We start from the raw sequence: 12,332 nt of genomic DNA on the forward strand, positions 1-12,332 counted from the left end.
GTTAAGAAGGGGCCCTTCCTTCTAGCTCGTCTCGCCAGCGACGCTGAACGAGCGGAGGCGGTCGACGGCCAGCGCGGTGAAGCCGACCGTCACCAGGGCGATCAGTACGCCCGCCACCGGCACCGAGACGGTGGTGCCGAGCAGCGCGGTCGGCGCGATGCGGTCGGCCAGCGCGATCACCCACTGCTGGACCGAGAGCACCTTGGTGCCGTCGACGAACCGGCCGAGCAGCCCTTCCCAGATCAGCACGTAGACCAGGCCGAGCAGCACCGGCCGCCGGCTCACCAGGCTGAGCGCCAGGAACAGCGCCGAGTAGGCCAACGCGCCGGCCACCGACGCGGCGACCAGGGCCAGGCCGAGGCGTACCGAGTCGGCCAGCACGCCGGCCACGTAGAGCGGGACGGCGACCGTGACCGCGCTGACGCCGGCCGCCACCGCGAGCTTCGGCAGCACGATCTGCCAGCGGGGCAGCGGCTTGGTGAGGATGTGCACCACGGTGCCGTCGTCGATCTCGGCGCCGAGCACGCCGGTGCCGACGATCAACGCGACCACCGGCAGCACCACGGCCAGGCCGAGGCCGACCAGCACCGGCGGCCCCCACTGGCCCGGGTCCACCCCGAGCGACCGGCAGAGCACCGCCAGGCCGATCAGGACCAGCGGCAACGGCAACAGCATGAGGAACCGGCTCCGGCCGAACAGGCCGCGGGCGGTGATCCAGGTAACGGTCGACATCAGGCCTCCACCAGATACGAGAAGACGCTCTCCAGCGACTCGTCCTCCGGCAGGAGCTGCCGGACCCGGATGCCGTGGCGGAGGGCGATCCGGGGCAGGGCCCGGGTGAACGCGCCGTAGTCGCCGGCCTTGACGGTCAGGCCGGTGCGGCCCAGCTCGACACCGGAGACCGAGGACTCGGCCATCAGCGCCACCGCCAGCGCCCGGTCGTCGGTGGAGCGCACCGCGAAGACGTGCGGCCGGTTGGTCATCAGGCGGCGGATGGTGCGGTAGTCGCCGGAGGCGGCCAGCCGACCGGCCACCATCACCTGGACCGTGCCGGAGACCTGCTCGACCTCCTCCAGGATGTGCGAGCTGAACAGGATGGTCCGGCCGGCGTCGCCGAGCCGGTGCAGCAGCGCCATCATGTGCAGCCGCTGTCGCGGGTCCATCCCGTTGAACGGCTCGTCGAGCAGCAGCACCTGCGGGTCGTGCACCAGCGCGGCGGCCACCCGGGTGCGCTGCCGCATGCCCTTGGAGTAGGTGCCGATCCGGCGGCCCTGCGCGCCCTCCAGCTCGACCAGCTCGATCGCCCGCCGGGCCGCCGCCTCCGGGTCCGGCAGCCGGTGCAGCTTCGCGCTGGCCAGCACGAACTCGTACGCGCTGAGGAACGTGTGCACCGCCTCCCGCTCGCTGACCAGGCCGAGTCGCCGGTAGACGCCCGGGTTACGCCAGGTCGGCTCCCCGTCCAGCGTCACCGCGCCCCGGGACGGGGCGAGGAACCCGGCCATCATGTGCAGCAGCGTGGTCTTCCCGGCGCCGTTCGGGCCGAGCAGGCCGGTCACCCCGGGGCCGAGCCGCATGGTGACGTCGTTGACCGCCACCACGTTGCCGTACCAGCGGGAGACGCCGGCCAGGTCGAGGGTGCTGGTCGTGGCGGCGGGCGCGTCGGCCGCCGGTTGCGTGTGCAGCGCCGTCATCGGGCGGCCACCTTCCGGTATCGCAGGAGCAGCAGGCTGACGCAGGCGGCGACCAGCAGGACGGCGACCACCGCGTAGACCGGCCCGAAGCCGCCGATCGGGATGCCCCCCTCCTGTCCCTGGGTCAGCAGGTCGCCCAGCGCCCAGGTGCCCACGCCACTGACTAGCGACGACGGGGAGGCGAGGAACGCCAGCTCGTTTACCGTCCGGGAGGGCATGATGGACAGCACGCCGACCACCGGCGTGGTCATCAGGAACACCGCGACGATGCCGCCGGCGGCGAAGGCGCGCTTGCCGGTCAGCGAGGCGACCAGCAGGCCGATCGAGGCGAAGACCACCGCCCACAGCCCGGCGTAGAGCAGGCCGGGCAGCAGGTCGAGCAGCTCGTCCCACACCCCGCGCATGCCCCGTGAGGTGGTGAACGCGGCGCCGAGGAACATCACCAGCTGCGGACCGCCGAGCAGCAGCCAGAGCGCGGTCATCAGGGCCGCCAGTTTGGCCAGCGCGTAGTCGCCGCGGGGCAGCGGACGGGAGAAGTAGAGCGGGAGCACGCCGCTGCGCAGGTCGCGGGAGACCAGCTCGGGCGCGGCCACCGCGACGAAGAAGATGACCAGCCAGCTCATCGCGTCGGCGAACTGGGCGTACGTCAGCACCACCTGGCCGAGCTGGCTGCGGACCGCGGTCAGGCCGGCGGCCACCACGGTGACCACGGCCACCACCAGCCAGGGGAAGATCTTCGCCTTGGCGCTACGCCCCAACCCGAAGACGGTACGCACGCCGTGCCCGTAGAGCGCGCCGAAGACCTGCCGCCGGCCCAGCCGAGGGCCGGTGTAGCGCTGGTATCCGATGTCGTGGATGACGCCTGTCGCGTCAGACATGGCTGGGCTCCCTCGGGGCGAAGAGCTCGGCCACCCGGTGCCGTCGCTGGTCCAGCCGGTGCAGCGGCAGGTCCAGCTCGGCGACCGCGCCGAGGATCAGGTCGTAGGTGTGGTCGTCGGCGAGCGGGACGAGCAGCAGCCGCCCGTCCCGGGTCACCGGCAGGTCGAGCGCGGCGAGCCGGGCGGCCAGTTCCTCCGTGCCCTCGCTCACCTCGACGGCGAGCACGTCGGTGGCGGTGGTCATGGCGGCGACCCGGTCGGCGCGCAGCAGCCGGCCGCCGTCGATGGCGACGAGCGTGTCGCAGATCCGCTCCACCTCGCCGAGCAGGTGGGAGCAGACCACCACCGAGATGCCGAACTCGGTGCCGATCCGGTGGATGAGCGCCAGCATGGCGTCCCGGCCGGCCGGGTCGAGGCCGTTGGTGGGCTCGTCGAGCAGCAGCAGGTCGGGGTCGTGCACCAGGGCCTGGGCGAGCTTGACCCGCTGCTTCATGCCGGTGGAGTAGCCACCGACCGCCCGGTGCCGCTCCTCGTGCAGGCCGACGTGCCGCAGCGCCTCGGAGGCGCGTTCCCGGGCCACCGTGCGCGGCAGCCCGCTCATCCGGCCCAGGTGGGTGACCAGCTCGGCGGCGGAGAGGTCCGGCGGGAGGGCGTCGTGCTCGGGCATGTAGCCGACCCGGGCGCGGACCTGCGCCGGATCGGTGGTGGGGTCGAGGCCGAGCACCTGCACCCGGCCGCTGGTCGGCGGGAGCAGACCCAGCAGGATCTTGATCAGGGTGGACTTGCCGGCACCGTTGGCGCCGACCAGCCCGATGATCCCCGGCTCGACCGACACGGTGAGGTCGGCCAACGCGGTGACCCGGCCTCCGTACGTCTTGGTCAGCGACTCGGTCGCGAGCAGTGTCACGCTGCCAGCCTAGGAAGCGCGGGCCCGCCTTTGCACCGGGAAACGCTCGGGGTTGTCCCTGATTCGGCCCGGACACCGCCGGTAAGGCTTCCGTAAGCGGCCGGACCGGTGCCCGCCGCGCCCGGCACCGGGACACTCGACGCATGCCGATGCGTCTGCTGCGTGCGCCGCTGACCTGGATCGCCGTCGCCGTCCTCGTGGTCGGGGCGGCGACCGCGCTGTACTGGTTCCAGCCCTGGAAGCTGGTCACCGACACGGAGGTGCACGAGGAACTGGTGGCGGTGCCGTCCGCAGTGCCCTCCGCGGTGCCGTCCACGGGGTCGGCCGTGCCGTCGCGTCCGGCCACGCCGTCGCCGACGCCCGCCGGCCCGGTGCTGCTCGGCGGCGGCGAGTTCGTCAGCCACGAGCACGACACCCGGGGTGCCGCCCGGATCGTCCGCACCGCCGACGGGCGGTACCGGCTGGAACTGGTCGGGCTGGACACCTCGAACGGTCCGGATCTTCAGGTCTGGCTGACCGACCAGCCGGTTCGGACCGGGCCGTCCGGGTGGCGTGTCTTCGACGACGGGCGGCACGTGGCGCTCGGTCCGCTCAAGGGAAACCGGGGCGACCAGGCGTACGAGATCCCCGCCGGAACCGATCTCACCGGGCTGACCAGCGTCTCCATCTGGTGCGAGCGGTTCGCCGTCTCGTTCGGCGCGGCGGCGCTGACGACCGCCGGCTGAACCCGCCCGGCGACACCCGGTCGACCTCCGGGTGGCCGGGAGGTGGAGTGGCGCTCTCGACCGATCGCCGGTGGGCTGCGAAACTGTGTGCCGGCCGGCGAGTTGGGGGTTCGATGAGCAACGGGTGGATCCTGCCCGAGGATGTGCTGCGGGATGCGCCGTCGTACGCGCCAAGGCCCGCTGAGCTGGCCGATCTGGAGTTGTTGCTGACCGGGGCGTACGCGCCGCTGAGCGGTTTCATGACCCGGGCGGACCTGGCCTCGCTGGGCCGGCGTGGCCGGCTCGCCGACGGCACCCCGTGGCCGGTGCCGGTGACGCTCCAGGTGCCGGCGGCGCTCGCCGACGGGCTGGAGCTGGCCGACCCGGCGCGTCGGGCGCTGGTGCTCACCGACGGCGAGGGCGCCCCGGTGGCGGCCATGGACGTGAGCGACGTCTGGCCGGCCCGCGAGGGCACGGTCGGCGTGGGCGGCGCGGTACGCCGGCTCGGCGACGGCGGCCACGGGCCGTTCCAGCGGTTGCGACGCGGCCCGGACGAGGTGCGCGGGCTGCTGCCGCCGGGCCGGGTGCTCGGCGTCTTCGCCGACCGGGCGCTGCACCGCCCGCAGCTGGCCCAGATCGCGCACGCGGCCCGGACGCTCGGCGCGCACCTGCTGGTGCTCATCCCGGTGGGCGAGGAGTCCAGCGGTGGCCTGCCGGCCGAGGCGCTGGTGCGCAGCGTGTTCGCGGCCCGCGACCGGATGCCGCCGGCGACGCTGGTGGCGGTGCCGCTGGCGCGGCGCAGCGACGAGATCAGCGACGCGTTGCTGCGGGCGCGGGTCGCCGCCGCGTACGGCGTGACCCATCTGCTCTCCACCGAGGGCATGCTCTCCGGCGCCGGCCTGCGGGTGCTGGTGCCGCGCGAGTTGGCGTACGACAACCGGGACGGGCAGTGGCGCTGGCGGGAGGACATCCCACCGCGCAACCGCCGGTTGGCGCTCGGCCAGCACGAGATCGACGACCTGCTGGACCGGGGTTTCCCGCTGCCCGAGTGGCACACCCCGCCCGCGGTGGCGCGGGAGCTGGCCCGGGCCCGCCCACCCCGGCGGCACCGCGGTCTGGTGATCTTCCTGACCGGCCTCTCCGGCTCGGGCAAGTCGACGATCGCCCGGAGTCTCGCCGACGTGCTCCGGGAGCAGGGTGATCGGACGATCACGCTGCTCGACGGCGACGTGGTGCGGCGGGAACTCTCCGCCGGGCTGGGCTTCAGCAAGGCCGACCGGGACCTGAACGTGCGCCGGATCGGCTGGGTGGCCGCCGAGATCGCCCGGCACCGGGGGGTCGGCATCTGCTGCCCGATCGCGCCGTACGCGGCGGCCCGGTCGACCGCCCGGGAGATGGCCCAGGCGGCCGGCGCGGGTTTCCTGCTGGTGCACGTGGCGACGCCGCTGGCGGTCTGTGAGCAGCGCGACCGCAAGGGTCTCTACGCCCGGGCCCGGGCCGGCCTGCTCACCGGCATGACCGGCATCGACGACCCGTACGAGGAGCCCACCGACGCCGATCTGGTGGTGGACACCTCGGACCTGACCGTCGAGGAGGCGGTCCAGCGGGTGCTGGAGCACCTCACCGAGACCGGCTGGGTGGAGCCACGCATGCAGCCGGCCTGACCGGCACGGATCCGCCGACCGCCGCCGTTCCGTCCCGGGACGGCGGCGGTGTCGCGTGCGCCCCCGCCGACCGGTAGTGTTCGTCTTTGTTGGAACACGTTCGACCGCGTTCGCGGTGGGGAAGCTCGGGAGGTGACCGGCGATGCTCGCGCGACAGCGGCAGACCGCCATCCTGGAGCGGGTCCGCGCCGCCGGCGGCGTCCGGGTCACCGAGCTGGCCGCCGAGTTCGGCGTGTCGGACATGACCATCCGGCGGGACCTGGAAACGCTGCACGACCAGGGTCTGCTCGCCAAGGTGCACGGCGGGGCGACGCTGGCCGGGTCCGGCTCGACCGACGAGCCCGGCTTCCGGGCCAAGTCGGTCCGCCAGGCCGCGGAGAAGGCGGCCATCGCCGACCACGCCGCGCGGCTGGTCCGCCCCGGCGCCGCGATCGCGCTCTCCGCCGGCACCACCACCGCCGCGCTGGCCCGCCGGCTGGTGGACGTGCCCGGCCTGACGGTGGTCACCAACTCACTGCCGGTGGCCGAGATCCTGCACGTCGGTGGCCGGCCGGACCAGACCGTGGTGCTCACCGGCGGGGTCCGCACCCCGTCGGACGCGTTGGTCGGCCCGCTGGCCGTGGCCGCGATCGCCGCGCTCCACCTGGACCTGCTCTTCCTCGGTGTGCACGGGATCAGCGAGCGGGCCGGGTTCACCACGCCCAACCTGATGGAGGCGGACACGAACCGCGCGCTGGTGGCCGCCGCCGACGGGCTGGTGGTGCTCGCCGACCACACCAAGTGGGGCACGGTCGGCATCTCGTCGATCGTCGGCCTCGACGCGGCGGACGTGCTGGTCACCGACGACCGGTTGACACCCGACGCGCGAGGGGTACTCGAGGACCGGGTGGGTGAGCTGGTGACCGTGCCCGCGACGGAGGGAGCGGAGTGAAGCGTACGCAGATCGAGCTGGCCGACGGCCGGGAGCTGATCTACTTCGACGAGCGGGACGACGCGGTGCGGGACCAGCCGGACCGGCGGGACCTGCCCCCGCCGCCGCCCGCCTCGCAACTGCGGTACGACCCGCTGACCGACGAGTGGGTGGCGGTGGCGGTGCACCGGCAGACCCGCACGTTCCTACCCCCGGCCGACCAGTGCCCGCTGTGCCCGTCGCGCGGCGACCGGCACAGCGAGATCCCGGCGCCGGACTACGACGTGGTGGTCTTCGAGAACCGGTTCCCGTCGCTGAGCCAGCGGGTGGCCGAGGAGCCGGCCGAGATCACGCCGTTCACGCCGGTGCGCCCCGGGCTCGGCCGGTGCGAGGTGGTCTGCTTCACCGACGACCACAACGCCTCGTTCGCCCGCCTCTCCCCCGGCCGGGTGCGGACCGTGCTGGACGCGCTCGCCGACCGCACCACCGCGCTGAGCGCGCTGCCCGGCGTCGAGCAGGTGTTCCCGTTCGAGAACCGGGGCGTGGAGATCGGGGTGACGCTGCACCACCCGCACGGCCAGATCTACGCGTACCCGTTCGTCACGCCGCGGACCCGGAGCATGCTGGCCGCCGCCCGCCGGCACGCCGAGCGCACCGGCGGCAACCTCTACGCCGACGTGCTGGCCGCCGAGCGCGCCGCCGGCGACCGGGTGGTGACCAGCAACGAGCACTGGACCGCGTACGTGCCGGCGGCGGCCCGCTGGCCGTTCGAGGTGCACGTGGCCCCGCACCGGCCGGTGCCGGACATCCCGGCGCTCGACGACGCCGAGCGGGACGCCTTCGGCCCGCTCTATCTGGACCTGCTGCGCCGCTTCGACGGGCTGTTCGACCTGCCGATGCCGTACATCGCGGCGTGGCACCAGGCGCCGGTGCGCGTCGACCGGGAGCTGGGGCATCTGCACCTACAGCTGTTCACCGTCCGCCGGGCGAAGGACAAGCTGAAGTACCTGGCCGGTTCGGAGTCCGGCATGGGCGTCTTCATCAACGACATCGCCCCCGAGCGGGCCGCCGAACTCCTGCGCGCCGCGTGAAAGGCGGGGCCCCTTCTTAACGCCTCCGGTAGAGGTCGGCTCCCCTGTTGGCACCCTCCGGGCGTCCGCGCCCCGGAACAGGGCGCGGGGGCCCGGTGACCGGGCCCCCGCTGGGAAGGGACGGGTGGACGGGACTGGCATCGCGTCCACCCGGTGCAACGAGTCCGGCCGGGCCCGGGTGACGCCCCCACCGCGTGCGCACCGCACGGCAACGACGACGCACGGACATGACGGAGCCCGCCGGTGCGTACCGGCGGGCTCCGTCGTGATCGGCGAGAGGGCTCAGGCCGCGAGCTTGCGGGCCAGGTTCTCGTCGAGCGCGTTCATGAACTCGTCGGTGGTCAGCCACGGGGCGTCCCGCGAGATGAGCAGCGCGAGGTCCTTGGTCATCTGGCCGCCCTCGACGGTCTCCACGATGACCTGCTCCAGCGTGTTGGCGAACTCGGTGACCGCCGGGGTGCCGTCCAGCTTGCCCCGGTGGGCCAGGCCCCGGGTCCAGGCGTAGATCGAGGCGATCGGGTTGGTCGAGGTCTTCTCGCCCTTCTGGTACTGCCGGTAGTGCCGGGTGACCGTGCCGTGGGCGGCCTCGGCCTCGACGGTACGGCCGTCCGGGGAGAGCAGCACCGAGGTCATCAGGCCGAGCGAGCCGAAGCCCTGCGCCACGGTGTCGGACTGCACGTCACCGTCGTAGTTCTTGCAGGCCCAGACGTACCCGCCCTCCCACTTGAGCGCGGCGGCGACCATGTCGTCGATCAGCCGGTGCTCGTAGGTCAGACCGGCGGCGTCGAACTCGGCCTTGAACTCGGCCTCGAACACCTCGGCGAAGATGTCCTTGAACCGGCCGTCGTACGCCTTGAGGATGGTGTTCTTGGTCGACATGTAGACCGGGTAGTTGCGGTCCAGGCCGTACCGGAACGAGGCGCGGGCGAAGTCCCGGATCGACTCGTCGAAGTTGTACATGCCCATGGCGATGCCGCCGCCGGGGAAGTTGGCGACCTCCATCTCCATCGGCGCGCCGCCGTCGGCCGGGGCGTACGTGATGGTGACCTTGCCGGGGCCGGGGACGACGAAGTCGGTGGCCTTGTACTGGTCGCCGTGCGCGTGCCGGCCGATGATGATCGGCTTGGTCCAGCCCGGGACGAGCCGCGGCACGTTCGACATGATGATCGGCTCGCGGAACACCACGCCGCCGAGGATGTTGCGGATGGTGCCGTTCGGCGACCGCCACATCTTCTTCAGGCCGAACTCCTCCACCCGGGCCTCGTCCGGGGTGATGGTGGCGCACTTGACGCCGACGCCGTGCTCCTTGATGGCGTTGGCGGCGTCGACGGTGACCTGGTCGTCGGTCTCGTCGCGGTACTGGATCGACAGGTCGTAGTAGTGCAGGTCGACGTCGAGGTACGGCAGGATCAGCTGCTCCCGGATCTGCTTCCAGATGATCCGGGTCATCTCGTCGCCGTCGATCTCCACGACCGGGTTGTTTACCTTGATCTTCGCCATCGGCCGGCGCTCCTCTCGGGGGACACGTGCTCAAGCAGTACGAGCGTACTGGAAACCGTCGGAGGTGACCCAGCCGGCCTCGCGGTGACATCCTTCCCGCATGCCGCTGACGCACACGCTCGGGTCCATCACGATCACCTCGCTGCTCGACGGAGCGGGCCCCTTCTTCATGCCGCGCGAGGAGGCGTTCCCCGACGCCACCGAAGCGAACTGGCGCGAGGCGGACCGGCGGGACCCGGACGCGGTCGGGCCGGACGGCGGCTGGTGGCTGCCGTTCCGCGCGTTCGCGCTGCGTACCGGTGACGGGCCGGTCACCCTGGTCGACGCCGGCATCGGCCCGGCGGACGCGCCGGCGGCGAGCTGGGCGCCGGTGCCCGGCCGGCTGCCGGCCGAGCTGGCCGACGCCGGCATCGACCCGGCGGACGTCCGCACGGTCGTCCTCACCCACCTGCACAGCGACCACGTGGGCTGGGCCGGGCCGCTCTTCCCGAACGCGGACCACCTGGTGCAGCGCGCCGAGCTGGACGCGCTGGAGCTGTTCCACCCGGAACTGCCGGCCCGGCTGCTCGGGCCGTTGCGCGCCGACGGCCGGCTGCGGGTGCTCGACGGCGACACCGACCTCACCCCGGGGGTACGCGTGCTGAGCACGCCCGGCCACACCCCCGGGCACCAGTCCGTGCTGGTGGAGTCCGGCGACGACCGCCTCCTGGTCACCGGCGACCTGCTGGTGCACGCGATCCAGTTGATCGACCCGGCACTGTGCTACGTCCACGAGGAGGACCGGGCCGGGGCCGGCCGGACCCGCGAGCGCGTCCTGTCGAACCTCTCCCCGCTGCTCCTGGCCACCCCCCACCTGGGCGCCCCCTTCACCCCCCACCCTCGCGTGGGCTGACCGGGGGTGGGACGCGCGAGGGGCGGCCGGCGGAAGCCGGCCGCCCCTCGCGGCGGGTGGTGCTCAGGTCACATGGAGGCGACGTCGCCCTGCTTGGCACGGACGGCCTCGGCGGCCTCCTTCAGCGCGGCCAGCTCGTCGGCGTCCAGCTCGGTCTCCACGACCCGCTTGACGCCCTCGGCGCCGATCTCGGCCTCGACGCCCAGGTAGACGCCGGAGATGCCGTACTCGCCGTCGACCCAGGCGCAGACCGGCATCACGTCGCCGGAGTCCTCGGCCACGGCCTTCGCCATCCGGGCCGCGGCGGCGGACGGCGCGTAGTAGGCCGATCCGGTCTTGAGCAGCGCGACCACCTCGGCGCCGCCGTTGCGGGTCTTGACGACCAGTTCCTCGATCTGCTCGGCCGGCATGACGTCGCGCAGCGGCTTGCCGTTCACGGTGCTCTTCGACGGCACCGGGACCATGGTGTCGCCGTGCGAGCCGAGCGTCAGGGTCCGGACCGACTTCACCGGCACGCTCAGCGCCTCGGCGACGAAGTTGGTGAACCGGGCGGTGTCGAGCATGCCGGCCTGGCCGAGCACCCGGTTCTTGGGGAACTGGGTGGCGATCTGGGCCAGCGCGGTCATCTCGTCGAGCGGGTTCGACACCACGATGACGACGGCGTTCGGGGCGTACTTGGCGACGTTCTCGGAGACCTGCCGGACGATCTTGGCGTTCGTCTCCAGCAGGTCCATCCGGCTCATGCCCGGCTTGCGGGCCAGGCCGGCGGTGATGACGACGACGTCCGAGCCCTCGATGGCCTCGTAGCCCTCGCCGTTCGGGCCGGTGGTGACGCCGACGAGCTTGGTCTCGAAGCCCTCGACCGGCCGCGACTGGTTGAGGTCGAGGGCGAGGCCCGCCGGCTTGCCCTCCACGATGTCGGTGATCACGACGGTCTCGAAGATGTCGTACTCGGCCAGGCGCTGTGCGGTGGTGGAGCCGTAGAAGCCGGCCCCGACGACAGTGACCTTCTTACCCATGGTCGTCCCACTCCCTGATACCAGTCGGTTTTCCGGACCGTATCAGCCATCCTGGCACCGATCGGGCGAGGGGCGGACGGTTATGACCTGTCTGGGTGGTCAGCGGTCCCGCTCGGCGCGTTCGACCACGTTGGTGAGCAGCATCGCCCGGGTCATCGGGCCGACGCCGCCGGGCATCGGCACCATCTTGCCGGCCACCTCGGCCACCTCGGGGTCGATGTCGCCGGTGTAGCGCCCCTTGCCGTCGTCGCCGATCACCCGGGTGATGCCGACGTCCACCACCGTCGCGCCGGGGGTGATCATGTCGGCGGTGAGCAGCCCCGGCACGCCGGCGGCGACGATGACGATGTCGGCGGCGCGGGTGTGGCCGGCGAGGTCCAGGGTGCCGGTGTGGCAGAGCGTGACGGTGGCGTTCTCGCTGCGCCGGGTGAGCAGCAGGCCGAGCGGGCGGCCGACCGTGTTGCCCCGACCGACCACCGCGACGTTCGCGCCGCGCAGCGGCACGTCGTGCCGGCGCAGCAGCTCGACGATGCCGCGCGGGGTGCAGGGCAGCGGGGCGTCGTAGCCGAGCACGAGTCGGCCCAGGTTGACCGGGTGCAGGCCGTCGGCGTCCTTGTCCGGGTCGATCGACTCCAGCGCCCGCTGGGTGTCCAGGTGGGCCGGGAGCGGGAGCTGGACGATGTAGCCGTGACAGGCCGGGTCCGCGTTCAGCTCGGCCAGTGCCGCGTCGAGCTGTTCCTGGGTGGCGTCGGCCGGGAGCGTGACGCGCAGCGAGGCGATGCCGACCTCGGCGCAGTCGCGGTGCTTGCCGTTGACGTACGCCTGGGAGCCGGGGTCCTCCCCGACCAGGACCGTGCCGAGCCCGGGGGTGATGCCGCGCTCGGCGAGCGCCTTCACCCGCGCTCGCAGCTCGTCCTTGATCTCCGCCGCGGTGGCCTTGCCGTCCAGGATCGTCGCCGTCACGTCGTGATCGTCTCACGTTCCCCGGCGAGCCGGACGACGACGGGCACCGATCACGCTCCGCAACGTGGTTTCCGTCACTGAGAGTGGTCGTCCGGGCCACGAAACGGGACTCG

Annotated in this window: 12 protein-coding genes; 5 read left to right on the plus strand and 7 right to left on the minus strand. The window is 72.9% G+C overall.

Annotated elements, in window-relative coordinates; genetic code table 11:
* Positions 1–21 precede the first annotated feature (21 nt).
* From AB0B02_RS07285 to AB0B02_RS07300, 4 genes are read right to left on the minus strand one after another with little or no spacing between them, the layout of a single operon-like run.
* Positions 22–732, minus strand: a complete 711-nt coding sequence (locus tag AB0B02_RS07285) for an ABC transporter permease subunit (protein WP_357297797.1) — start codon at positions 730–732, stop codon at positions 22–24.
* Complete coding sequence (locus AB0B02_RS07290) at positions 732–1,691, minus strand: ABC transporter ATP-binding protein (RefSeq protein ID WP_107158991.1); 960 nt, start codon at positions 1,689–1,691, stop codon at positions 732–734. Before AB0B02_RS07290 ends, AB0B02_RS07285 begins: the two co-directional genes overlap by 1 nt.
* Entirely contained in the window at positions 1,688–2,569 is an 882-nt protein-coding gene (locus AB0B02_RS07295; protein WP_281937936.1) for an ABC transporter permease, read from the minus strand. Before AB0B02_RS07295 ends, AB0B02_RS07290 begins: the two co-directional genes overlap by 4 nt.
* Positions 2,562–3,476: an ABC transporter ATP-binding protein gene (locus AB0B02_RS07300; protein WP_281937937.1), complete on the minus strand. Its 915-nt coding sequence runs from the start codon at positions 3,474–3,476 to the stop codon at positions 2,562–2,564. Before AB0B02_RS07300 ends, AB0B02_RS07295 begins: the two co-directional genes overlap by 8 nt.
* Positions 3,477–3,619: 143 nt before the next feature.
* On the opposite strand from AB0B02_RS07300, the gene AB0B02_RS07305 reads away from it, so the two are divergent.
* From AB0B02_RS07305 to galT, 4 genes are all read left to right on the plus strand, one after another.
* Positions 3,620–4,201, plus strand: coding sequence for a DM13 domain-containing protein (locus AB0B02_RS07305; protein ID WP_357297806.1), 582 nt, complete (start codon positions 3,620–3,622; stop codon positions 4,199–4,201).
* A gap of 113 nt (positions 4,202–4,314) precedes the next feature.
* Complete coding sequence (gene cysC / locus AB0B02_RS07310; protein ID WP_281937939.1) at positions 4,315–5,844, plus strand: adenylyl-sulfate kinase; 1,530 nt, start codon at positions 4,315–4,317, stop codon at positions 5,842–5,844.
* Positions 5,845–5,986: 142 nt separating this feature from the next.
* Positions 5,987–6,775, plus strand: coding sequence for a DeoR/GlpR family DNA-binding transcription regulator (locus AB0B02_RS07315; RefSeq protein WP_281937940.1), 789 nt, complete (start codon positions 5,987–5,989; stop codon positions 6,773–6,775).
* A complete protein-coding gene (gene galT / locus AB0B02_RS07320) occupies positions 6,772–7,845 on the plus strand; it encodes a galactose-1-phosphate uridylyltransferase (protein WP_281937942.1) in 1,074 nt (357 codons plus the stop codon). Before AB0B02_RS07315 ends, galT begins: the two co-directional genes overlap by 4 nt.
* Positions 7,846–8,127: 282 nt before the next feature.
* Here galT and AB0B02_RS07325 read toward each other — a convergent pair whose 3' ends face one another.
* Entirely contained in the window at positions 8,128–9,345 is a 1,218-nt protein-coding gene (locus AB0B02_RS07325; protein ID WP_107158977.1) for an NADP-dependent isocitrate dehydrogenase, read from the minus strand.
* Between the two features lie 100 nt (positions 9,346–9,445).
* Here AB0B02_RS07325 and AB0B02_RS07330 point away from each other — a divergent pair, with 100 nt between their 5' ends.
* Entirely contained in the window at positions 9,446–10,237 is a 792-nt protein-coding gene (locus AB0B02_RS07330) for an MBL fold metallo-hydrolase (protein ID WP_281937945.1), read from the plus strand.
* 68 nt (positions 10,238–10,305) lie between these two features.
* On the opposite strand, the gene mdh is transcribed toward AB0B02_RS07330, so the two are convergent.
* Together mdh and AB0B02_RS07340 are read right to left on the minus strand one after the other, a co-directional pair.
* Complete coding sequence (gene mdh, locus AB0B02_RS07335) at positions 10,306–11,256, minus strand: malate dehydrogenase (protein WP_107158973.1); 951 nt, start codon at positions 11,254–11,256, stop codon at positions 10,306–10,308.
* Between the two features lie 99 nt (positions 11,257–11,355).
* Positions 11,356–12,219, minus strand: coding sequence for a bifunctional methylenetetrahydrofolate dehydrogenase/methenyltetrahydrofolate cyclohydrolase (locus tag AB0B02_RS07340; protein WP_281937948.1), 864 nt, complete (start codon positions 12,217–12,219; stop codon positions 11,356–11,358).
* Positions 12,220–12,332 lie beyond the last annotated feature (113 nt).

The organism is Micromonospora sp. NPDC049240 (genome assembly GCF_040647835.1).
In the GTDB taxonomy this organism is placed as follows: Bacteria; Actinomycetota; Actinomycetes; order Mycobacteriales; family Micromonosporaceae; genus Micromonospora.